At 43.5% G+C, this 22,006-nt stretch carries 20 protein-coding genes; 13 read left to right on the top strand and 7 right to left on the bottom strand.

Translation table 11 applies throughout. The annotated features are described in order from the left end of the window. Positions 1-47: 47 nt before the first annotated feature. Together MHH56_RS32625 and MHH56_RS32620 are read left to right on the top strand one after the other, a co-directional pair. Entirely contained in the window at positions 48-1,622 is a 1,575-nt protein-coding gene (locus MHH56_RS32625) for a sigma-70 family RNA polymerase sigma factor (protein WP_339205711.1), read from the top strand. A 45-nt stretch (positions 1,623-1,667) separates the two neighbouring features. Then, a complete protein-coding gene (locus MHH56_RS32620) occupies positions 1,668-2,612 on the top strand; it encodes a hypothetical protein (RefSeq protein ID WP_339205710.1) in 945 nt (314 codons plus the stop codon). A gap of 81 nt (positions 2,613-2,693) precedes the next feature. On the opposite strand, the gene MHH56_RS32615 is transcribed toward MHH56_RS32620, so the two are convergent. Then, the gene (locus tag MHH56_RS32615; RefSeq protein ID WP_339205709.1) at positions 2,694-3,095 is read right to left on the bottom strand and encodes a RidA family protein; all 402 of its coding nucleotides are present in this window, start codon (positions 3,093-3,095) and stop codon (positions 2,694-2,696) included. A gap of 470 nt (positions 3,096-3,565) precedes the next feature. Here MHH56_RS32615 and MHH56_RS32610 point away from each other — a divergent pair, with 470 nt between their 5' ends. Next, on the top strand, positions 3,566-6,352 hold the full coding sequence (locus MHH56_RS32610; RefSeq protein WP_339205708.1) for a glycoside hydrolase family 3 C-terminal domain-containing protein: 2,787 nt from the start codon (positions 3,566-3,568) through the stop codon (positions 6,350-6,352). Positions 6,353-6,470: 118 nt separating this feature from the next. Here MHH56_RS32610 and MHH56_RS32605 read toward each other — a convergent pair whose 3' ends face one another. Then, entirely contained in the window at positions 6,471-7,532 is a 1,062-nt protein-coding gene (locus MHH56_RS32605; RefSeq protein ID WP_339205706.1) for a phosphatidylglycerol lysyltransferase domain-containing protein, read from the bottom strand. A gap of 150 nt (positions 7,533-7,682) precedes the next feature. On the opposite strand from MHH56_RS32605, the gene MHH56_RS32600 reads away from it, so the two are divergent. Next, positions 7,683-8,216 carry an isochorismatase family protein gene (locus MHH56_RS32600; protein WP_339205705.1) on the top strand — a complete coding sequence of 178 codons (534 nt, stop codon included), beginning with the start codon at positions 7,683-7,685 and terminating at the stop codon, positions 8,214-8,216. Between the two features lie 68 nt (positions 8,217-8,284). Here MHH56_RS32600 and MHH56_RS32595 read toward each other — a convergent pair whose 3' ends face one another. Genes MHH56_RS32595 through MHH56_RS32585 form a run of 3 tightly spaced genes read right to left on the bottom strand, consistent with a single transcriptional unit; the run spans position 8,285 to position 9,793 of the window. Further along, complete coding sequence (locus MHH56_RS32595; protein ID WP_339205703.1) at positions 8,285-8,527, bottom strand: hypothetical protein; 243 nt, start codon at positions 8,525-8,527, stop codon at positions 8,285-8,287. Further along, on the bottom strand, positions 8,524-9,096 hold the full coding sequence (locus MHH56_RS32590; RefSeq protein ID WP_339205702.1) for an RNA polymerase sigma factor: 573 nt from the start codon (positions 9,094-9,096) through the stop codon (positions 8,524-8,526). Before MHH56_RS32590 ends, MHH56_RS32595 begins: the two co-directional genes overlap by 4 nt. Beyond that, entirely contained in the window at positions 9,086-9,793 is a 708-nt protein-coding gene (locus MHH56_RS32585) for a hypothetical protein (RefSeq protein ID WP_339205701.1), read from the bottom strand. The genes MHH56_RS32590 and MHH56_RS32585 overlap by 11 nt, the downstream gene beginning before the upstream one ends. A 165-nt stretch (positions 9,794-9,958) precedes the next feature. Between MHH56_RS32585 and MHH56_RS32580 the strand changes: the two genes are divergently transcribed. From MHH56_RS32580 to MHH56_RS32545, 8 genes are all read left to right on the top strand, one after another. Further along, a complete protein-coding gene (locus tag MHH56_RS32580; protein WP_339205700.1) occupies positions 9,959-10,615 on the top strand; it encodes a response regulator transcription factor in 657 nt (218 codons plus the stop codon). 4 nt (positions 10,616-10,619) lie between these two features. Beyond that, positions 10,620-12,059 carry a HAMP domain-containing sensor histidine kinase gene (locus MHH56_RS32575; protein WP_339205699.1) on the top strand — a complete coding sequence of 480 codons (1,440 nt, stop codon included), beginning with the start codon at positions 10,620-10,622 and terminating at the stop codon, positions 12,057-12,059. Then, a complete protein-coding gene (locus MHH56_RS32570) occupies positions 12,056-12,823 on the top strand; it encodes a hypothetical protein (protein WP_339205698.1) in 768 nt (255 codons plus the stop codon). Before MHH56_RS32575 ends, MHH56_RS32570 begins: the two co-directional genes overlap by 4 nt. A gap of 185 nt (positions 12,824-13,008) precedes the next feature. Further along, positions 13,009-14,409: an ABC transporter substrate-binding protein gene (locus MHH56_RS32565; RefSeq protein WP_339205697.1), complete on the top strand. Its 1,401-nt coding sequence runs from the start codon at positions 13,009-13,011 to the stop codon at positions 14,407-14,409. Next, positions 14,402-15,298: a sugar ABC transporter permease gene (locus tag MHH56_RS32560; protein WP_339205695.1), complete on the top strand. Its 897-nt coding sequence runs from the start codon at positions 14,402-14,404 to the stop codon at positions 15,296-15,298. The genes MHH56_RS32565 and MHH56_RS32560 overlap by 8 nt, the downstream gene beginning before the upstream one ends. Then, positions 15,291-16,184 (top strand): carbohydrate ABC transporter permease, encoded by an 894-nt coding sequence (locus tag MHH56_RS32555; RefSeq protein ID WP_339205693.1) that lies wholly within the window; start codon positions 15,291-15,293, stop codon positions 16,182-16,184. The genes MHH56_RS32560 and MHH56_RS32555 overlap by 8 nt, the downstream gene beginning before the upstream one ends. Before the next feature lie 21 nt (positions 16,185-16,205). Next, positions 16,206-17,345, top strand: coding sequence for an efflux RND transporter periplasmic adaptor subunit (locus tag MHH56_RS32550; RefSeq protein ID WP_339205692.1), 1,140 nt, complete (start codon positions 16,206-16,208; stop codon positions 17,343-17,345). Between the two features lie 269 nt (positions 17,346-17,614). Beyond that, a complete protein-coding gene (locus MHH56_RS32545; RefSeq protein WP_339205690.1) occupies positions 17,615-17,752 on the top strand; it encodes a hypothetical protein in 138 nt (45 codons plus the stop codon). Between the two features lie 93 nt (positions 17,753-17,845). Here the strand turns inward: MHH56_RS32545 and MHH56_RS32540 are convergent, their stop codons facing one another. Continuing rightward, positions 17,846-19,492 (bottom strand): glycoside hydrolase family 19 protein, encoded by a 1,647-nt coding sequence (locus MHH56_RS32540; RefSeq protein ID WP_339205689.1) that lies wholly within the window; start codon positions 19,490-19,492, stop codon positions 17,846-17,848. A gap of 902 nt (positions 19,493-20,394) precedes the next feature. Between MHH56_RS32540 and MHH56_RS32535 the strand changes: the two genes are divergently transcribed. Then, a complete protein-coding gene (locus tag MHH56_RS32535) occupies positions 20,395-20,694 on the top strand; it encodes a hypothetical protein (protein WP_339205687.1) in 300 nt (99 codons plus the stop codon). Between the two features lie 108 nt (positions 20,695-20,802). Here MHH56_RS32535 and MHH56_RS32530 read toward each other — a convergent pair whose 3' ends face one another. Continuing rightward, complete coding sequence (locus MHH56_RS32530; RefSeq protein WP_339205685.1) at positions 20,803-21,849, bottom strand: trifunctional transcriptional activator/DNA repair protein Ada/methylated-DNA--[protein]-cysteine S-methyltransferase; 1,047 nt, start codon at positions 21,847-21,849, stop codon at positions 20,803-20,805. Positions 21,850-22,006: the final 157 nt, after the last annotated feature.

The following is a 22,006-nucleotide window of genomic DNA, read 5'->3' as shown; positions in this document are numbered from 1 at the left end:
GAAATCCGTTGGCACTTCTATATAATACGGAAGAAAGGAGCGGGAGCATGCTTCAGTATATTGAAGACGCAAAACAAGGGGATCGGCAAGCTTTTGAATCTATTGTCCGGCACTATACGGCAATGGCAAACGCGGTTGCGTACGAGAAGCTGCACGATTTTCAACTAGCGCAAGATGCAGTGCAAGAAGCATTCACTGAAGCCTTTCTGCATTTAAATAAACTGCGAGTAGGAGAAGGATTTCCGGGATGGTTCAAAGCTATTGTGATACGGCAATGTTATCGTATTACGCGTAGAAAGCATCATCCCATGGTGCCTTACGAGGAAGTAGCGCAATCGGCAGAGGCTCAAGTTAGTGTCTCCGATATTATTGAGAAAAGAGAGCTGCAGCAGTCCGTTCATGATTCTATAGCTTTATTAACACCGAATATGAGAATTGCGGTTCAATTGTTTTATATTCAAGGGTATTCTCTTCAAGAAATTTCGAGCTTTGTGGGCACTTCGGTTCCGATATTAAAGAAGCGGCTCTTTGATGCTCGTCGTAAATTGAAGGGTGCTCTGCCAGTAGCCGATTTGATCTCTGTATATAATCATTTGTATGTAGGAGGAAAAGGTGTGCTTCATATTGTAAACGGAGATTCAGTAGCAGAGAAGCTGCGGCAAGGCATTGTGCAGGGCGAGATTTTAGTATGGCGGGAAGTGTACCCTCATGGTCCTGTGTTTTTAGATTCTGCTACATTAGACAATCGTTCTAGACGATCACAATATTTGGAACAAACAATGGGAATCCCTCGCTCTGAGTTTGTTCAGGGTAGTGAAGCGCAGGAGAAAGTGTTGGCTGATTTTCATAAATATGAGGAAATTGTGTTGTGGTTTGAGCATGATTTGTTCGATCAGACGATGCTGTGCTATTTGCTCCATTGGTTCTCAGAGCAGCCTTTGCTGAAAACAAAGCTGAGCTTATTGTGCATCGGGGAATATCCGGGAATTGAACTGTTTCGCGGGTTGGGACAGCTTTCTCGGGAGCAAATGGAGACGTTATCGGGAACTTGGAAATCGATTGGGGCAGAAGAGCTGGAATTAGGCCGAGCGTTTTGGCAAGCCTATACGTCACAGAATCCACAACAGCTGCAGAGATTGTTAAGTCAAGATACATCCGTGCTGCCGTTTACGCAAGAAGCATTCCAATTTCATTTATCGCGTTTCCCATCTATACAAAATGGTCTCGGCATCGCAGAGCAGACAACACTTGCGATGATCCAGAATGGAATAAATGGTCCATATGAATTATTTCAGCATGTCGGAAACAAACTCAACGCCTTGGGTATGGGTGATCTGCAATACTGGCATATTTTAAAGGAAATGTCTCGAGATCCGTATTCATTAATACAAATCGACGGATTACAGACGATCCCGTCTTATCTTGATTCATCGATATCATTCCGCGATTGTATCGTTACGTTAACCGAATTCGGAAAAAAGGTATTGGATGGAAAAGAGGACTGGATCGCGAATAAAGGAATAGATGAGTGGTATGGCGGAGTGCATTTGCAGGGATATTTTCCGCGGTGGCGCTGGAATACAATCGAACAAAAGATCATTGAGATAGGCGCAGAAACGTGACCTTATTTAAAAGATAAAGTTTATGCTTAAAGGTGGGGTGGGGAGATGGACAATCGCATCCTAGAAAGAGGCCTATCGATTATATCGCAGTGCAAGGGTCGAACGGGTGATATATGGGAGGCGCATTTCGGGGCGGCAGCAATCGCAAGCTATTTTTTCGTGAAAGAAAACCTGATGCCAGCCAAGACGTCAGCTCGAATTGCAGCAGAATCAGGCGTGATGCTTCGCAGTCGAGCTTACGAGCATATCGCTCGCAGCGGAGGAGAGCTGGATGCCGAAACAGCCGAAAAACAAATTCTAGCTGCTCTACTGCCTACAATGGATGGGCTCCACTGGGTCGGACACAATGTTATCTATGCAGCTATCAGTTTGATGGCGATCAGAGAACTTGACGGTTGGGGACATGCGGATGATATTGAAGGCATTTCAAGCTTGATTGCATCTTTTAATAAAACCATTCCCGGAAGGTCATGGCTAGGGTATTCGGCATCGGACGTGAAGCGGCTGGAAGTGGCAGAGAGCGATCGGTTTCCTGCTATTCAAAATGCAGAGCAGCTATCCGAATTCATCATAAATGAACTCTCGTCTTTTCAAACCATTTACAGATCAGAGGCTCACCATGATTTAATTGGACATATGCTAACTTTTTCGCAAGCATTAACGATTTTGCATGAGCTTGGTCATGTCGAATATTTTCTGAAAGGCATTCCCTCTCTTCAAAAGCTGGTTAAAGTTCTTCGAACGAGCCATGACATAAATCTGGACAATCCGCCCAAGTTGCTGTCCCCCGTAGACCGCTGGCCTCTTCCATTGGCATGTCGATCGGAGTGGCTTCCGGTGGAGGATGAATATTGGATAAAGAGCTTTCAACACGTGGACTGGGATTTCGGACATACCTTTAAGTTTCCATACAGCTTTTATAATCATATGAACCGGCTTGCTGCTCCTAATGCTCAAGCAGTGGAGAACTTTCGATACATTGTGGGGTAACGAGTTGGCAAAAAAATATAAAAAACGAGCCTTTAGAATTTCTTCTAAGGCTCGTTATGCGTTGAGGGAAGTATGGGATATTTAACCAGCAGCCCAAACATCTAATTCAATTTTTAACTCGGGCAACCCCAATCCTTTAATATACGCAATCGTCATCGAGGGAGGCGTGGCACCGAATACTTGATCCCAAATGCCATAAAAATGATCCCAATCTATCTCTTCCGTCGCCCAAATGTTGATTTTAATGACATGATCAGGAGACAATCCTTGCGAAGCTAGAATTTCAACAATATTGCTCATTGTATTGGTTACCTGCTGATTAAAATCTGCAGGGATCGTATCGTTCTTATCTATGCCAATCTGACCAGAAAACACGTACATCTCAGCGTTTCTGCTTATTTTGGTTACATGACTATAGCTTCCAACCGGCTTCGCTATGTTTTCTGGATTAGATCTTTTGATGACATGATTATTTAAGCTCATAATGTGCAAGTCTCCTTATAAATAGAAAATATATAACGAGGATTCGTTTTATATTTTCGCTGTATTTTAACTTCTCTTGATTTACGACAGACTTATCCCGTCATCATCAATTTTAGAAAAAGACAGCAGTTGAATACCCAATACCAGAGGATAAGGATTTGAGTGATCTCTTTTTCATTAGGTATTCCTCCTTCATATTTATAAGTAAAATAACTTACAACAAAATAATAGCATTAACGGAGGAGAATTAATAGTAAAACGAATCGACTATGTGTAGAGGCAGCAGTAAGTGCTGTTAACTTTGCTTTATTACAAGCTGTGCTTGTATATTGTTAGTATATCTTTTATTTTTTAAAGGATTTTATAGGGAGCATACATGGGTTCGTGAAAACTAGAAATGTAGAAAGAGAATAAATACTTTTCTATCGAACCAGCCATATGTGTGGAATAGACAACCGGGAGGAAACAAAATGAGTACACAGAGTTTGGGAGTTCCATTAGAAGGTTTTGCTGAATTTAGTCGAACCGTAGCTGCAGAAGGCGCGGTACTGTTAAAAAATGAAGGACAAGTGCTTCCGCTTCGAGACGGCGAAAACGTTGCTGTTTTTGGCAGAACCCAAGTGAATTACTACCGCAGCGGTACAGGGTCAGGCGGGAGCGTCCATGTTTCTTATACAACGAATTTATTAGACGGTCTTCGCGGTAAAAAGAACCTGACCGTAAATGAAGAGCTTGCGGCTGTCTATGAAAAGTGGATTGAACAAAACCCATTCGATAATGGCGGCGGCGGCTGGGCTGCTGAGCCATGGCACCAGAAGGAAATGCCTTTAACTGATGAACTAGTGTCGGGCGCAAGAGCTAAATCGAGCAAGGCGATCATTGTGATCGGACGTACAGCGGGAGAAGATCAGGATAATGCCGATGCACCGGGAAGCTATCAGCTGACCTCGGACGAAAAAGCAATGCTGAAGCAGGTAACAGCCTACTTTGAGCAAACTATCGTGGTGCTGAATGTATCGAACATTATTGATATGAGCTGGATGAACGATGAAAGTTATGTCCACCCCATTTCAAGTGCAATCTACTCTTGGCAGGGCGGCATGGAAGGCGGTAACGCCATTGCCGATGTTCTGGCCGGAGAAGTGACTCCGAGCGGTAAATTGACGGATACCATTGCTTATTCCATCGATGATTATCCATCTACTCGAAACTACGGCAATGAATTTAAAAACTTTTATCAAGAGGATATCTATGTAGGCTATCGTTATTTTGAAACATTTTGCCCAGAGAAGGTTCAATATGAATTTGGATACGGGATTTCGTATACCTCCTTTAAAGTTAATTCTGAGCAAGCTAAACTGACCACTAAAGATGGGAAGAAATACGTTGAAATTGACGTAACGGTTACCAATTCAGGAGCTGACTATGCGGGTAAAGAGGTCGTGCAGGTTTATTATGAAGCACCGCAAGGGAAATTGGGACAACCGGCTAAAGCTTTGGCTGCATTCGGCAAAACCAAATTGCTTCAAGCAGGTGAATCAGAGCGCCTTACAGTGAGTTTTCCTGTAGATACAATGGCATCTTATGATGATGCTGGTGTGACAGGGCATGCTTCCGCTTATGTTTTGGAAGAGGGAACGTATCGCTTTTATGTAGGAACAAGCGTTAAAAACCTTATTGCAATAAGTGTACAAGGCCAAGACGGTTACGTTGTGGAAGCTCTTCAAGTCGTAGAGCAGCTGCAAGAGGCACTGGCACCAATAGAGGGCTTTAGCAGAATGAAGCCGGGCGCTCGGAAGGAAGACGGTTCATATGAGCTGATTACGGAAGAAGTACCCACTCGCAGCGTTTCCTTAGCAGAACGAATTGAGAAGAATCTTCCTGCAACACTTAAGCAAACTGGAAACAAAGGATTTAAATTAAGAGATGTTTATGAGCAGAAGGTTGGCATGGAAGCTTTTATCGCTCAGCTTAGCGATCAAGATTTGGCTGCCATTGTCAGAGGAGAGGGCATGAGCAGCCCGCTTGTTACACCGGGTACAGCTTCGGCTTTCGGCGGAGTAAGCGACAGCTTATTTAATTACGGAATTCCGGTTGCTTGTACAGCAGATGGCCCGTCAGGTATTCGCATGGATAGTGGCCAGAAAGCGACCCAGGTTGCTATTGGTACTTTACTTGCGGCAACTTGGAATGCAGAGCTGGTCGAAGAGCTCTACGTTATGGAAGGGCAAGAATTATTAAGCAACAACGTGGATGCTCTGCTTGGGCCTGGCCTCAATATTCGCCGCAGCCCGCTGAATGGCCGCAACTTTGAATATTTTTCAGAAGATCCGCTCATTTCCGGCGTATTTGCAGCAGCATGTACTCGAGGAATTATGAAAGGCGGCTCTAATGCTACGCTGAAGCATTTTGCCTGCAACAACCAAGAAAAGCATCGCAGTAAAGTAGACGCTATCGTTTCAGAGCGCGCGCTTCGTGAAATTTATTTGAAAGGCTTTGAAATTGCGGTAAAAGAGGGCGGCGCGAATTCGATTATGACCTCCTATAATCCAATTAACGGACATTGGGCGGCTTCTAATTATGATATGAACACTACTGTGCTTCGCGGCGAATGGGGCTTTAAAGGTATTGTCATGACAGACTGGTGGGCCATCATGAACGATGTCGTCAATGGAGGAACAGCGGATCGTAAATATACGAACTGGATGGTTCGTGCACAAAATGATCTGTATATGGTTGTTCCTAACTATGGCGCGGAAATCAATGGCTGGGATGACAATACGATTGAATCGCTGGAGAATGGAACGTTAACAAGGGGGGAGCTTCAACGCTCTGCGATGAACATTTGTGAGTTCATTATGCATGCTCCGGTATTCTCGAGAAAACAAGTCATTGAAGAGAAGGTCGATACATTCAAAGCGAATGCATCTCTATCTCCGGAGCAAGCGCAAGCACTTTCCGAGAATGCACAAGTTAAACCAGCGTCAGCAGGATCAAGCTTTATGAAAGTGGATCAAGCTGGCCAATACCGGATTATTGTCAGCATTATGTCTCCTGAGCCTGAACTGGCTCAAAGTGCTTGCAACGTGACACTGAACGATCAATTGATGACGACCATTCAGACGAATGGGACGGAAGGCAAATGGATCAAGCAGAAGCTTGTGAAAGTCGAGCTGGAAGCAGGTTTTTATGAACTGAAGCTAGAATTCATCAAACCAGGCTTGCAAATTGAATGGATCGAATTTAAAAAAGTGTAATGCAGAATAGCTGTGCGTAATACTTACCAGAAAGAACGAGGGCACCCGCAAGGGTGCCCTTTATTATTGCCTGCATATGAATTCGGTATAGTAATGCTGTGACTTCATTGCTCTACTGCTAAGCCCTTTTCTTTGAAGACAGCACTTTATGTATGAAATGCTTAGGCGGAATTTGGCTGGGTGATTGTTTATTGGAATCGTTAGAATGGATGATTAATGCTAGTAGTGCAACGTTTATGGAAGTAGCTGCAGCCTGCGAAACGAGGTAGACATTTTCCCAGTTTGGAGCGAATTTATTTTTATATTCATAAAGCCCCTTAAAGTTATACAGCTTGTTCCCATACTTATAGAGAAGCTTGATGATGTGCGAATCAGTAACGTTAGCAAGCGGAGCCATGCCTAAGCTGCAAACATCATAGGCTTGTTCTTTGGCCCAAAGGAATAGGGAAACAAATAGAACATCCATTGTGCCATGCGGGCATGCTTTTGTATAACGCATGAGATCAACCGTTAATCGCCGACAAACAGATTCTTCTTCCATTGTTTTAATAAATGGCTGATGATCCCCAGCAATGGTGACAAACGCTTCATAATTTCCATCAGGCCCAACGAGCACCGCGACTGGAAAACGCATGACATACTCCTTTGCGAAAGAGCCTACAGAAAAGCTTTTTTCTTTCCGATTACCCAGCCATTCATCTGAAATGCCTTGGAGACGATGGAGGAATGAGTCTGAATATGGCGGGTGCAGAACCTCGAATTTAAATCCGGAGCGTCCAAATTTATTCATGCGATTCCGCAGCTTAAGCCATTGCTTTCCATTCAGCTGAAAGGTAGATAAGTCGACCTGAGCTTCTTCTCCGATTTTGGAGCAGCGCAGCCCAAGCTTCTCATACAGCGATAGAAATGAGGATTTTGCTTGATAGAATACGGGTATTTGCTTATTCTCATTGCAGTCTGCTACAAACTGCTCAATAACGCGCCTAGTAAACCGGGGGTTTCCAACAGGGTCGCCAAGTACAATTCTTCTATTTAAGGCTGTGCGGTACACGATCAAAGCCTCGTAATCGGAATCCCAGAACCATTCTTTATCACCAAGATAATATAAATGCGTGTGTGAATTATTTCCGTAGCTTTCAAGCAAATTTTTCAGACGTTCTTCAGAATTGACATCAATCATGGTGAAGCCTCCAAGTAAGCAGTCTCTGGGAGCCAGCTGAAATAATATTTGTTTTCAAATTAAACAGGGATTATAGTTAAAAATTATACCAGTAATACCTATGTTTTAGGTTTTTTTCTTGCGAATATAACGAATGTGGAGGGATTTTTCATGAAAAAAGCATTGGTCGTTATCGATGTACAGGAAGCCTTTTTTTCGTTGCCGGAAAATTATCTTCACAAAAAAGAAGAGTTGGTAGCGCGGATCAATGAGTGGATTACTGCCGCGCGGGAGGGTAATGTCCCAATCATTTTTATCCAGCATACGGATTATGACAACGCAGATGATGAATTTTTTGTAGATTCAGCGGATTGGAAGCTGCATCATGGACTCGATATAAGGGCTGAAGATACAGTGATTCGCAAAACAAGCTGGGATTCGTTTTACGATACTGATCTGGCTTCTACTTTGGCGGAAATGTCGATTGAGCAGCTTATATTTGCTGGAGCACAAACGGAGTTTTGTTTGGACACCACCATTCGGGCAGCCTACAGCCGTGGTTACAAGAACAATATTTTAGCGAATAACAGCCATAGTACATTAGATAATGCCGTCCTGACTGCACAAAAAATTATCGAGCATCATGAGAAAGTTTGGAATAGAAGATTTGTTACTATTCTTGATGTAAATGAAGTGACATTTTAGGAGTTTAGGCTTGCAGGACAGCAAGAAAGGGACCGCCCAAGGCGGTCCCTTTCCATTTGTTAAAACGATTATCCAGAGCGTTTATATAAATAGGGTGAAACGATAAAGGATTTATGATGAAATGGCAATTGATTAAATAACGAATGCCACCATTCGCAGCCTAGATCGTCCGAAACCGTAAAAAGTTGTGTGTTGATTTCATCTGTTTGCTGTGAAGAAAGCTGGACATGATGAGCCCAGGTATCCAGCAATTCATCCAGCATTAGCTCGACATCCGAAGGCAGCTTCAAATCTGACTCGTAATCACTCATCCATTTCCCTTCCTTCCTACAGCCTTTTCTTTGGGCAGCATACCAAGCGCTTCGGCAAGCTGACGGCGTGCCAGCAATATTTTATAGCGAACTGTGCCTGAAGGCAGCCCAAGTGCAGCGCCGATTTCACCGCTTTTCATACCGCCAACAGCCTTCATGAGCAGTATAGAACGAAGCTCCTCGGGCAGCTCTCGGATGGCTGACTCAAGCTCATGAAACTGCTCACGCCCAGCTAACAATTGTGATAGGTCACCATTCGGACTTGGAAAGCTATACAGCTGGATTTTGGATACAGCTTGTTTATAGCTCTGCGATTTCCGATAATAATCCTTTACCCGATTGGCAGCAATCGAAAATATCCAATACAAATGCTGATCCTCGGGTATGCTTTCGACGACATCTTTGCGGTTCCAGATTTTCATGAATACGTCCTGCAGCAGGTCGGAGGCCGTTTCTTTACTTTCTGTTCGTCCGAGCAGATAAGAATAGATTTGCCTTGAATGTGTACGATACAATTGCTGAAACAAAGCCTCTGCATTTATCGGCATAGCTTGTTTCTCATTCATCATCTCTTGTTTTGATCGTTCCTGTTTTTGAAATAGCAAGGTACTGGAGTAGAGGCACAATAGCCTTTGAAGCTGTTATATCGCCAATGACTACAATCTCGGAAACTTTACTTTTAATTAATTCGAGTTGCACATCATTATCCATTTCGAAATTTCCAATCAGCACCATACACATTTTTTCCTCGACGAATTCAAAGAAGCTGTTGGAGAACGTGTCATCTCCTAGAAATAACCGCACATTGGAGGATGTATTGGAATAATAAATGATTTGACCGAGCATGCGCGATATGGCGCTTCCTAATACGACTTCGCTCCCCTTAGGCAGGATCAGCTGTCCAGCTAAAATCACATCTTGAAACCCGATCTTCTCCACCGGCGAAGTGATGACCGCTTGCCCCGCAATGACGACGATATCCTCGGGAGCGCCATTGCTGTTGGCAAAAAACTCGCCTCCCAATGAAACTTGCCCGGACAAGATTTTCACTTTGCCTGCCGTAGAAGGGACTAAACAAACGCATCCAATATTTTGCTGGGGTATGCGATTTAAAGCACTAGATAGCGATTCTGGGGCAATGATAATACCAATGTTGCTAATGGAGGTCACATTAGCTAGATCTTCAGCTTTCACTCCAGTCAAATCGAGAAGACCCATATTCTCCAAAGCTCTTTCTTGAACATTAGCTTGCTGTACGTTTTCCATACGCTTCACGCTCCCATCATTTTCTAATTACACTAAATATAACGTATGACATTTAAAAGTGTTGGGAGAAAACAAAATAAGTTAATTCATTGCATCTTTAACGTTGCTTCGTTATCGTAACATTAAGAGCGATACATTAATGATGCGTGTTAGGAGATTCGGGAAATGAAAAAAAAGATCTTGATTGTTGAAGATGATATTCATATATCCAAAATTATTAAAATGAATCTCAACCTTGTAAATTACGATACGGCGGAGGTTTATGACGGCTTGGCGGCGCTGGAGCTGCTTCAGCGGGAAAAGGTTGATCTTATATTGCTGGATGTGATGATCCCTCATTTGGATGGATTTGCGCTGATGGAACGAATTAAGCCGTATCAGATACCGGTTATTTTTTTGACGGCCAAAAACTCTGTCTACGATAAAGTGAATGGATTAAAACTGGGAGCCGATGATTACATGGTTAAGCCTTTCGAGGCCATCGAGCTGCTTGCCCGCATAGAGACGGTATTGCGAAGATACGGCAAAGAAGAAAGTGTATTACAATTTCAATCTATTGCAGTCAATATGGATAAACGAGAGGTAACCAGTCAAGGGGAAGTTGTCGAGCTGACGCCGAAGGAATATGAATTGCTTGTTGTTTTGCTGAAAAATAAGAACATTGCCCTTTCAAGAGAGCAGTTCATTAGTAAGGTATGGGGCGGTGACTATTATGGCGAGACGAGAACGGTCGATATGCATATTAAATCACTGCGCAAGAAGCTAGAGCTGCAGGATCACATCAAGACGATTTATAAACTCGGTTATCGGCTGGAGGATTAAGAGGATGAAATTTTGGCAAAAAATTTATGTCTTCTCAATTCTGGTCTTCATCATTATTTTTAACGCTGCCTCTATTATGGTAATCGAGCGGAGCCATAATCGAATGCTTAAGCAGGAAATCAACAACGCTTTAAGCCAGAATATGAGCATTCATTCCAGCGTCGATGCGATTGTACCCATCCTTCAAATTTATGACTCCATTGATTACGAAAAAACGGTATTAACGAGAATTGCTAATGAATTTGTTGGTAAAAATAACGATCAGCTCGTTTATTTGGAGATTAGGGACGAGCAAAATCGGTCAGTCTTTAACAATACCGATTTTCAAATCCCAAAGCAGCGTGAGGAACTGGACAAGCTGGCCGTAGACGAAATTAGTTATATTTTGCGGGATATCGATCAGCGAACGATACTGTTCACATCAAATATTGCGAATATAAACCATAAAAGCTATGTGTTCACCTACATGATCGACGTTACTTCTGTATATCAGGACCGCGTGGATCAGTATCAGTTTTTTGCAAAAGTAGATGTGGCTGCCTGCTTCCTCTATATGCTGATTATGTTTTTTGTAAGCCGAGGGCTGACGAGGTCGATTGATCGGCTTAGCCAGACTGCGCAGGTTATTGCACAAGGCGATTTCTCGGAGCGCGTCCGGATAAAATCAAAGGATGAAATCGGCATGCTGGCTCAAAATTTTAATGATATGGCTGCTGTTGTTGAGGATAAAATTACGATTCTCGAGCGAAATAATGAAGAGAAACAGCGGTTCATCAACAATTTTACACATGAATTGAAGACACCTTTGACTTCCATTATTGCCTACGCCAATTTTATGAGGACAACCAAATATAACGAGGAAATGTTCATGGATAGTTTGAATGTCATTTATTCGGAAGGAAAGCGCCTAGAGTCGTTGTCATTGAAGCTCATGAACTTGATTTTGCTGCAGGAGGACGATTTCCAGATGGAGCTGCACGATTTAGGGGCGATTTTTGCTGAATTAAAGCCGACGCTTAGTGTAATGGCGAGCGAGAAGCATGTGGGAATGATCGTGGAATGCGAACCGTGCGAGCTGCTGGTGGAGAAGGATTTGATAAAGGTGTTGATCTCCAATCTTGTAGATAATGCGCTGAAAGCTTCAGCCCCGCAGCAAACCATTATCCTGCGCGCTCTGTGGCGCGGAGATCAATATATTCTGCAGGTACAGGACGAGGGCATCGGCATTGCCAAGGAACATCAGGATAAAATATTTGAACCTTTTTATATGGCGGACAAGTCTAGAACAAGAAGCAGTAACGGAGCAGGTCTAGGGCTTGCGATATGTCAAAGTATTGCAGGCGTTCATCATGCTGCAATCCATATTGCAAGCAATGAAAATCAGGGCACAACCGTAGAAGTTGTGTTCACTCCGGGTCATCCGAAAGGCGGGATTAAGGAATGAACAAGCTCATTCTGGTTATGGTGCTCGCAGCGCTCGCCATCATTTCGACGGGGTGCGGAAACGTATTGGATAGGACCCCCAAAGACACGGTAATGGTTAAAAAAATAACGAAAGAAACGGGCAGCAATGATGTGGAATACGAGGGTGTTCTGTCCCAAGAGGCGGTGAAGACGCTTAGTTTGAATGCAGTCAACAAGTATCTGGAAAAGAGTCTGACGATCGATGAGCTGCAATTCGAGCTGATGGCTATTGACCAGCATAAATTTAGAGAGCTGCTAAATGAAGCGGAGTATGGAGTTGACCCTAGACCGGAAAGGGCGCAGGTGATTGAACAGGGCGCTGACGCCAAGCCGGATTATCAAACAGAACTGGATGACATTTCTGGCGGCTTGTATTATATAACACTGACTAGATTGTCTGATCCTAGTGAAGTGTATGACATCGTACTGAACGCCAAAGACGGTGATGTGATTAAACTTTCCGAGGTGGGCGTCGTGCGAGCCCCTTCCTCCAGTAGTCAAAGTGAACAAGAGAAAATCATTGCTCTCGCAAATGCGTTTATCGATATAGAAGGAAGTTACCCCTTATCTGAATTGTCGCTGAATGAGGACATTACCCGCTGGGACAGCGTTGTGGAATTGTATTATACGAGCAAGGAAGACGAGAAGTTGAAATATTGTGTCACGGTGAATGTGAGGCAAAATAAGGCTGTCGGGTTTAGCAAGGATGTTATGGCGTTGTTAAGTTACTATTCTAGACTGTGAATAGAGTGAGATGAAGATAGCCAATTGCATGTGCAATTGGCTTTTTTGTATTTTTATATTTTACAACTTCAATACAACTCTATCTCACTTATCATATATCCAGTCACTATACTGATGAAGTAATGCCTCGGAACGATAGAAGTGCAAGCAGTAGACAATGATAGCAGGTGAAAGGAAGAGAACCTATGAAAAAGGCATTGTTCATTTTGTTGACGATAATGATGATGGTTGTATCTGCATGCAGCTCTGCTACAGGCGGAAATTCAGGAGGTACGCAGACAAAGAGCGAGGGGCAGACCGGTACAAACCCGCCTAAGGAAGAAACGGTTGAACCGAAAAACAGCAATGAGAAAAAAACGATTGTGTTCTCGACTTTTTTTCAGAACGATTTCTTTGTAGAAGCCAAAAAGAAATATGAAGCCAAGCATCCCAATATCACCATTGATCTCAAATACATCGATACAGCGGACGCAGATTTAGAAGTCAATTTGGAGAAGTTTATCAAAACGACAGGTACAGCTTTATTATCCGGTAAAGGGCCTGACCTGATTGAGATGGACCAACTGCCATCAGGGGATTATATAAAAAAACAGCTGCTAGTCAATATGAGTGAGCTGATTGATAAGGATCCAACTTTTAAGAAGGAACAGTATTTCGGCAATATTTTGGATGGAATGAAAGTGAACGGAGGATTATATGGGATGCCGCTTGGCTTCTTTATTTATGGTCTTTTCGGCAATCATACGTTGATCGAGAAAAGTGGCGTTAAAATTGACGACAGCCATTGGAACTGGACACAGTTTATAGAAACGGCTAGAGAACTCGTCAAGCATACAGATGAAAATCAATCGGTATTAGGCACAAGTCAGCCAGAATATATGATTACGCAGCTGGTTAATGATCAATATGGGACGTTTGTGGATAAGGAGAGCGGGAAGGCTAATTTTGACTCTGCTGCCTTTACTGATTTGCTGAAAGAAGTAAAATCCGTGTTCGATGACAAAATTATGAGTGGAGATAAAGGCTTTCCTATATTTAGAGACACCCAAATTAACTCGCCTGACGATTATATTCGTGAGATAAAACAAAGCGAGTTTTTGACAGGAGGTCTATCCCACAAGACAAAACTATACTTAAAGCCGATCGCAAGCGGTCAGCAGGCAGGCGGCTCCTACAGAACGTATCAAACGCTGGGCATAAACGCAAAGTCTTCTGTAAAAGAGGAGGCATGGGATTTCTTGAAATTTATGCACTCTGATGAGATGCAGCATCGAGCAGGCAGTGCCGGATTCCCACTCAGTAAAGCTTCATACAATAGGGTCATCCAAGATGTATTAAAAAAAGGGACGGTTGAGTCTGATCAACCGATCGGGCCGATGAAAGGCAAAGTGTTTGAAATTACCCAAAAGGATATTGATGATCTAGATAAATTCCTTACTGGGGCCAAATATTCGGTTCAGTTCAACAATACCCATATCGATAACATTGTAAGGGAAGAGTCCTTAGCATATTTCGCCGGACAGAAAACACCTGAAGCCGTGGCAAAGCTAATTCAAAATAGAGTGACGACTGTTTTAAATGAATAGGAAAAGCGTCAAAATTGTTCTGATCAGGCTGCTGTGCAAGGATGGTACTGCGGCAGCCTGTTTTTTGGCACCGAGCCTAATTGGTTTTTCCTTATTTTACCTTCTCCCGTTTGCCATGGGATTTGTGTATTCCTTTCAGGATAGTACCGTTAACGGCTCATTTGTTGGTTTGGACAATTACAAGGATTTGCAGGCCAGCGCATCCTTTCGGAAAGCGGCAGCCAATACATTTCTGTTTACTGGCATTAGTGTACCGCTCATTATCGTTTTGTCTTTGTTGTTTGCGCATTTGCTCAATCAAAAGCTGTTTATTCGAAATTGGCTGCAGACCGCCTTTGTACTGCCGCTAGTAGTGCCTGTCGCATCTATTGTGATGATATGGCAAATCATGTTCGACTGGAATGGGACATTGAATGCTTGGATGCAGAGCTTGCATCTGGATCGAATAGATTGGATGAAGTCGGAGTGGTCAATCGGTGTGCTTGCCATCGTATATACGTGGAAAAACATCGGGTATAACATCATATTATTTTTGGCGGGGCTCCAAAGCATTCCTAAAGACTATTATGAGACGGCGGACATTGAGGGTGCGGGCATTTTTCATAAATGGATTCATATTACGCTCGTTTATTTGACTCCGACCATGTTTTTTGTCGTTCTTATCTCTATTATTAATTCGTTTAAAGTGTTTCGTGAAACGTATCTAATCGCAGGCAACTATCCTCATGACCGCATCTATATGCTGCAGCATTACATGAATAATATGTTTTTATCCCTTGATGTACAGAAGCTGACAGCCGCTGCAGTTCTAATGGTAGGCTGTATTCTTGCTTTTGTAATGGTCATGCTTTCCATCGAACGGCGTTTTCGGAATTCCATGGATGGGTGAAAGGGTGGTGAAAGGATTGCCATTATTTAAAAAGCTTGTGTTGTCAGTTATCATGGGGGGGCTTGCTGCGGCAATGCTGTTCCCCATTGTTGTTACATTTTCCAACTCGTTCATGACAGAAACCGAAATTGACTATAACTACAATCTCATTGGCAAGATGGTTAATATTGCGGCAGGGGAAAAAGACGGATACATCAATTTAAAGCTGATCCCAGATTGGGTATCATTTGGTCAATATGCGGAAGTATTGGTTCATAAACCGATGTTTCTCCATATGTTTTGGAATTCCGTGTTTATTGTTGTACCCATCATTGTTCTGCAAGTGATGATCGCATCTCTAGCCGCTTATGCATTTGCCAAGCTGCGGTTTTGGGGGAGGGATAAGCTGTTTGTCGTATATTTGATGACCATGCTTATGCCATTTCAAGTGACGTTAGTGCCCAATTATATTATTGCGGATAAGCTGGGGCTCATGAATACAACTTCTGCCATTATACTGCCGGGGATTTTCAGCACTTTTGGCGTGTTTATGCTTAGGCAGTTCATGATGCATATTCCATATACGTACGTTGAAGCAGCCAAAATAGATGGGGCAGGGCATGCAACCATTTTTTATCAAATTATTGTACCGCTCGTCAAGCCGGGAATCGCCGCTTTAATTGTTTTGCTATTTGTTGATAATTGGAACATGGTTGAGCAGCCGCTTATATTTCTTGAGGACACATTCAAGCAGCCGTTGTCACTCTATTTATCGCGTATTAGCGAGGGTGCAAGGGGCGTTGCTTTTGCTGCCTCCGTTTTGTATATGACTCCGATGGTGCTGTTATTTTTATATGCAGAGTCTTACTTTGTTGAGGGTGTTCAGCTATCGGGAATTAAAGGTTAGCCCATTCACGGAGGGATTTTAATGGAATTACAACTAGCTGGCCAAGCAGTGCCTGGACGCAAAAGAAAAATTCGCCTTCTGTTTGGCTTGTTTATGGGGCTGTTAATTGGATTTACGCTGTTTAGCAATACGCTAATGTCCTTAACCTTACCCAAGGTCGTGTTAGTCACGCCAAACCGTGGTGAACTTAATCATACCTTTCAAGGCAGCGGTATTGTGAAATGGCGGGTGCAAACGGCTTTGTCGGGTGAGCCCGGGACGAGGGTAAACAAAGTGAATGTTAAGGAAGGGGAGCCTGTTAAGAAAGGGCTGGTATTGATTGTTTATGATCAGAGGGCTGCAAAAAATCAAATACTAGACGAGCAGGCCGCTCTTAGTAAGCTGCAGCTCCTCAATAAAGAGCTGGAGCAAAGCTATGTCGAAGCCTCCCAAAGCGGAGATGAGAAGAGCGTCGAAAGCGCCAAACATGCGCTGAAGGTAAACGAGATTGATAGGGATATGCAGCAGCGGAGAATTCAGAAGCTGCAGGAGAATTTGGCAGAAACGAGCACATTGGTTGCGCCTTTTGACGGGATTGTAACCAAGGTTGGCGCAGTCGAGGGACTGGCTTCATCTGAAGGAGGACCTGCTGTTATGATTGCCAATACAAGCCTTGGTTTTGAATTTGAATTTCTAGTTCCCGAGGCTGCAGCGGCCCCGCTGGAAAAAGGAGCGAAGCTCGATGTTCAATTGAGCGGCACTCAGGCTAGACAAATCGAGGGCAGCCTAGTGGAAATTCAAGACACTGATGCTCTTAGCCCAGCAGGTGAAGGCGGAAGCACAGCCTCACATACGGCAATGAAGAAATTGCTTGTTGCGATAAAGGATAATCAATTGCAGGGAGGAGAGCGTGCCGAGGTTATGCTGACTCAGAAGACAGATGATGTCATTCTGGTACCGAATAAAGCGATTCACGATGAGGGAGACAAAAAATATGTGTTTGCCATGGAGGAGAGGAGTGGACCATTAGGCAACGCTTTTTACGTTCGCAAAGCGTACATTACAGTCGTTGATTCAAATGATACACAATCTGCCGTTACAGATGGGCTGTTCGAGCAGCAGTCCATTGTATTCGAGAGCGGCGATCCGCTTCAGGATGGCGACAAGGTTCGCGTTCACTAGGTAGGAAGCAGGAGCTTTACTCCATATAAATAGGGGGTATGGTTTTTTTTATTCAAACTCTTCCTTCCGTATTTTAATACCGTCTTACCTCATATACTATTCATATTAGATAAGACTTCTAAAATGATAATTAAATGTAAATTATTCTCCATCTATTACAACATGTATACAGAGGGACTTTCATTGATTGTAAGTACAAAACTTCACATCCCCACGTGCGTCATTTTTTAGTATCTAGGCCGCGGTTGATACATAAGTTTAATGCGGGGATGGAAGCCAAGCTAACGCTTGTTTCTGCGCAGGCTGGATACGGGAAAACGACAGCTTTAAGTGAATGGGTGCGGCAGTGCGATAGAGCTGTAGCCTGGATTTCACTGGATAAGCAGGAGATAGATGCCTGCATTTAACTTAAAACAGCAGCCCTTATCATGTAGGGGCTGCTGTTTCTGTCTTTCAGCTGCATCAGTTGGCTATTAAACTTGATAGGAGTTAATGTAATTTTAGAACGGGCTCATCCCAATTGTATTGATTTTCTCGCCAGTTATACTGATGCCCATTCTTGTCGTAATGTCACGGTAATGACCAACACGGCGACCGACTCGGTAGTCCGTCTCGTCTTTGTTTCCTTCAAAGTTGCCGTTAATAATCATAATGGTTACACCATACCCAGCAGGTGTTAACCCTTTGGCAATGTCTGACGCAGATGGTGTCCAGTTGCCGACCATTACATCATGTGCAGAAGGTTTCGGCGGTTGTGGAGTCATCCAAAATAAGATAGCTGTCATAAAGCCTAGCTTGCCGTCGTTTACGATTAATTCAGGTTGTTGGAGCAATGTGTTCTGAGTGCCATAAATAATTCCGCTAATAAGTCCGTAATTGTAGTTCCAGCTAAGCTGAATCGGTCCACGTCCGTGATACGACTTGCCTGGAACTGGAGGGAATTCGGCATGGCTTTGAATGTACCCTGTGTTTGTGGAATTAATATAAGAGACTTCTTCATTCCAAAATAGTCCCCAGCTCAGCTCGCCGCCAGGTGCTGTCGCCCAGCCTCCGCCTGTTTCATGCGCAATATTGGCGAGGAAAGCTGCCAGCTCGCGCTTGCGGTTTACAGCGGAACCTTCTTTAATAAATGTGCCAAAATCAACCGTTTTAGAGATGACTGGTACGGTCAAATTCCATGAAGCGTTGAAATCTGCATTTTGAGAAATGAGTGTTTCTGTTTTCGTTGTTTTGTTCAAGCGGAATACACGGTTGTTCCATGTAGCACCTTGGCGGTATTCAAGCTTGTACTTAATGTTTGCAACGTCTGTTACTGCAGCGATTAGGTTGTCATAAGAATAATAGTCGACTTGACCAGGTTTATAATACGTTTTGCTAGCAGCGAAAGTGTGCCATGCAGGTGTACCAATACGCATCGGGAACAGTGCTTCATATTCTGTTTTTGGCAGTGCGGCTTGTACGGCTGCCGCTGCGTTTGCTGGTGAATATTGAGGATCAATTCCGCCCCATTGTGCTGTAATTTGTTCATCGGTTAGAACGCGGCTTTGTCCGACATTTAGTTCGGCAAGAGAGGTTTTTACGGTGATGGCCGTACTTGCTGTTGTGTTGCTGGAGCTGTCTTTTGAGGATACAGAGTAGATATACGAAGTGTCAGGCTGCAAGCCAGTATCGGTGTAAGTTAATGTGGAGGCGTTTGTGGAACCAACTTTTGTAGTGCCGCGGTAAATATCGTAACCAGTTACAGCAATGTTGTCTGTTGCAGCATTCCAAGTTAATGTGACTGAATTAGCGGTTTTTCCTGGCGAGGCAAGATTCGTTGGAGCTGTAGGCGGAGTTGGATCTTGGTTGCCCCCGCCCGTACCTGGCTCAAGCAGCAGCCATGGTGAGCTCGATGGAGCGCCAGCACCGGGTACATCGCCTTGTGTCCACCATTTGGCTCGATAGTTGTTGTTATTGTAGCTCACTTCATCGCCGGTTAAATACACTTGGGTGGACACCCACGGTGAGGCCGTTAATGCAGCTTGCTGCTGAGCAGCATTGGCGGACACGGTTTTTGACACCGCTTCCAATTGAGCCAATAATAACAAAGTGGATAATACAATGACGCTTATGCGGATGAGCTTTCTGCTTATCAGTTTGCGTTTCATAGACATCCTCCTAAACTATTTTGTTAATTTCAACAACAAGTATATAATCTTCCAAAAATTTAATATATAGACGGTAATAACTATATTATTTTGTTTGTTCGTGTCGATTGTTACAACATTCGAACTATTTTTAGGGATAAATTTATGAGATATTAATATTTTTATGTAAAATAATACAAAAATACCCCAGTGCAATTGTACTGGGGCTTTGATCGATTTATTCGGTGTCTGGTGCAGCGATAGAAAGGCCAAGCCAAGGTTCTAGGGTAGACCTTGTGCTATCTGCCGTATAGAAGCGGTCAAAAAGTAAGCTCAGGCCATTGCCAGATAACCCCCTAGTTTCGTTGATAATCATTAACGAAAAGACTTGCTCTAAATTTAGCAAGTCACAAACCGTCGCATATTAAAGCGACAAAGAGGCTGCTTTTTTTTATAAGCTATTAATATAGGGTGAACTTCTATGATCCCCTTTTGTGCTCTTGTTACATTAATATCGCGAATTTCCCAATAGTCGCCTGTTAAATGAATGCCGTAAGAACCATCATTGGTAGCGGGTCCTTGCAATATAGGGGGATTAGCTGGGTCACAACCCTTCAAAACGATGCGGCTGCCGGAAGTGCCGCTGGCGCCTGAATAGAAAACACACGCCCACATTATCCGAGGAAGCGTTCCAGCTCAAGTTAATTTGACTGCTTGATGCGACGGAGGCTCCCAAACTAGTTGGTGCTTTCGGTGAGGAGCTTTGGGCGTAACGCCTAAGAAGTATCGGGCTGAGGTATTTGGTGAGGGGCAGCTTTAAGAAAATTTGCAAGAATTTAATAAAAATAAAAAGAAAATAATGTAACATTATGTTATTGTGGGAAATATATCAAAAATAAAATTAAAAGGAGGGGGGAAGTGCTATGAAAAAATTAGAAATTATAAAAATAGGGCCGAAGAGTGCTTTTAAAGCGACATTATATTTTGCTATTATTCCATTGTCCATTATGGTTGCATTAGGCTTTTTAGTCGCAATTATTGGACTCGCTATTGGCAAGCCAGGCTTACTGGCAGCAGGAATTCCTTATATTATTATGCCCGTTATACTTATTTTTGTTTACGGCTTGATTGGGATGTTAAGTGCCTTCATCTATAGTAAGCTAGCGACAAAGTTTGGCGGTCTTGAAGTAACGGTTGTAGAAAAGGATAAGCTTATAGGATAATCCGTCATGAAAGACCGATCTCAGCTTCGTGTAGAACGCTGGGATCGGTCTTTCATTTTAAAAGTACGGTTGGTTATGCACGGACAGCGCACTTCTTCCAATGTCATATTATTCTCCTTGTTTCTCGTGATGTAATAGCCAGTTTTTACGTGTTAATCCACCGCCGTAGCCGCCTAAATCACCATTTGAGTTGATGACTCGATGGCAAGGAATCATAATCGCGAGCTGATTTGCGCCATTGGCCTGAGCGACAGCACGATAGGCGGATGGCTTGCCGAGTGCAGCGGCGATGTCTGAATAGGAACGCGTTTCGCCCGGCGGAATTTTCATTAATTGCTCCCATACGCTCTTCTGAAAAGGTGATCCAAGCAACGAGACGGGGGTTTTAAATTCGGTCAGTTTTCCGTCAAAATAGCGGGTCAATTCACTTTCAATCGATTGGATTGGTTCCGTGACACCTGGAATGATGGCGGATTTTGTCCGTTGACGAAGCCTTTCTACTTCGCGCTCTAGCCCTCGCCGATCAACAAATTCAAGAAGATAAAGTGCACTCTCATCCCCAATCGCAATCATCGGCCCAAGCGGTGTATCGATCCAAGAAGCTTTCAGAACCTTACTATTCTCTACTAATGTAGGCGCGGCCCCCATAATTCGCGAGAAAGCATCTCTGAAACCGCTGCTGGATTCATAACCAGCAGATAGCTGAGTATCAATGATCGTTTGACCCGATCTAATGTTCTTCAAGGCAAGTCCCATGCGGCGGGCACGAGCGTATTCAACAAACGTCATGCCAAATCGCTTCTTGAACTGACGGCGCGCTGTTGACTCATCAACCGAAAGATTTTTGAAATCTTGTTCCTTCCATCGTTTTTCAGGATTTTCCTCAACGGCAGCAACAAGCTGGCGAACAACCTCCGATACATGGTTTGGGTGGGAAAGCGGACGGCATCTTTGGCATGGCCGATAGGAGGCAAGCAGCGCTTGTTGTGCTGTCTCATAAAATTCGCAGTTTTCAAATTTAGGCTTTCGTGCTGGGCAGGTTGGACGACAGAACACGCCAGTCGTTTTGACGCCTACATAAAATACGCCTTCATATTCCGTTTTTTTCTCTAATAACGCCCTGTAGTATTCTTCGTTACGCTCTGCAGGTACCATGTTTGCACGCCCTAATCTTAGATTATGCTCTTATTATAGAGCCTTCAGAAATATAACGTAGCCGAAAATCAGGCATTTATTTTTTTGATTCGCTTGTATTCAGATGAAGTTCGTAATCTGATTACCAGAATGCAATCCAACAACGGATGACGCTTAT

This window comes from Paenibacillus sp. FSL K6-3182 (assembly GCF_037976325.1).
Taxonomy (GTDB): domain Bacteria; phylum Bacillota; class Bacilli; order Paenibacillales; family Paenibacillaceae; genus Pristimantibacillus.
This window is presented reverse-complemented; position numbering and strand designations above follow the sequence as displayed.

What these genes read in the sequence shown, in the direction of transcription:
- MHH56_RS32610 (WP_339205708.1), top strand. Translation starts at nt 3,566, where the DNA reads ATGAGTACACAGAGTTTGGGAGTTCCATTAGAAGGTTTTGCTGAATTT.
- MHH56_RS32545 (WP_339205690.1), top strand. Translation starts at nt 17,615, where the DNA reads ATGGAAGCCAAGCTAACGCTTGTTTCTGCGCAGGCTGGATACGGGAAA.
- MHH56_RS32535 (WP_339205687.1), top strand. Translation starts at nt 20,395, where the DNA reads ATGAAAAAATTAGAAATTATAAAAATAGGGCCGAAGAGTGCTTTTAAA.
- MHH56_RS32570 (WP_339205698.1), top strand. Translation starts at nt 12,056, where the DNA reads ATGAACAAGCTCATTCTGGTTATGGTGCTCGCAGCGCTCGCCATCATT.
- MHH56_RS32595 (WP_339205703.1), bottom strand. Translation starts at nt 8,527, where the DNA reads ATGAGTGATTACGAGTCAGATTTGAAGCTGCCTTCGGATGTCGAGCTA.
- MHH56_RS32605 (WP_339205706.1), bottom strand. Translation starts at nt 7,532, where the DNA reads ATGATTGATGTCAATTCTGAAGAACGTCTGAAAAATTTGCTTGAAAGC.
- MHH56_RS32580 (WP_339205700.1), top strand. Translation starts at nt 9,959, where the DNA reads ATGAAAAAAAAGATCTTGATTGTTGAAGATGATATTCATATATCCAAA.
- MHH56_RS32565 (WP_339205697.1), top strand. Translation starts at nt 13,009, where the DNA reads ATGAAAAAGGCATTGTTCATTTTGTTGACGATAATGATGATGGTTGTA.
- MHH56_RS32625 (WP_339205711.1), top strand. Translation starts at nt 48, where the DNA reads ATGCTTCAGTATATTGAAGACGCAAAACAAGGGGATCGGCAAGCTTTT.
- MHH56_RS32575 (WP_339205699.1), top strand. Translation starts at nt 10,620, where the DNA reads ATGAAATTTTGGCAAAAAATTTATGTCTTCTCAATTCTGGTCTTCATC.
- MHH56_RS32590 (WP_339205702.1), bottom strand. Translation starts at nt 9,096, where the DNA reads ATGATGAATGAGAAACAAGCTATGCCGATAAATGCAGAGGCTTTGTTT.
- MHH56_RS32615 (WP_339205709.1), bottom strand. Translation starts at nt 3,095, where the DNA reads ATGAGCTTAAATAATCATGTCATCAAAAGATCTAATCCAGAAAACATA.
- MHH56_RS32600 (WP_339205705.1), top strand. Translation starts at nt 7,683, where the DNA reads ATGAAAAAAGCATTGGTCGTTATCGATGTACAGGAAGCCTTTTTTTCG.
- MHH56_RS32530 (WP_339205685.1), bottom strand. Translation starts at nt 21,849, where the DNA reads ATGGTACCTGCAGAGCGTAACGAAGAATACTACAGGGCGTTATTAGAG.
- MHH56_RS32560 (WP_339205695.1), top strand. Translation starts at nt 14,402, where the DNA reads ATGAATAGGAAAAGCGTCAAAATTGTTCTGATCAGGCTGCTGTGCAAG.
- MHH56_RS32550 (WP_339205692.1), top strand. Translation starts at nt 16,206, where the DNA reads ATGGAATTACAACTAGCTGGCCAAGCAGTGCCTGGACGCAAAAGAAAA.
- MHH56_RS32585 (WP_339205701.1), bottom strand. Translation starts at nt 9,793, where the DNA reads ATGGAAAACGTACAGCAAGCTAATGTTCAAGAAAGAGCTTTGGAGAAT.
- MHH56_RS32540 (WP_339205689.1), bottom strand. Translation starts at nt 19,492, where the DNA reads ATGAAACGCAAACTGATAAGCAGAAAGCTCATCCGCATAAGCGTCATT.
- MHH56_RS32620 (WP_339205710.1), top strand. Translation starts at nt 1,668, where the DNA reads ATGGACAATCGCATCCTAGAAAGAGGCCTATCGATTATATCGCAGTGC.
- MHH56_RS32555 (WP_339205693.1), top strand. Translation starts at nt 15,291, where the DNA reads ATGGGTGAAAGGGTGGTGAAAGGATTGCCATTATTTAAAAAGCTTGTG.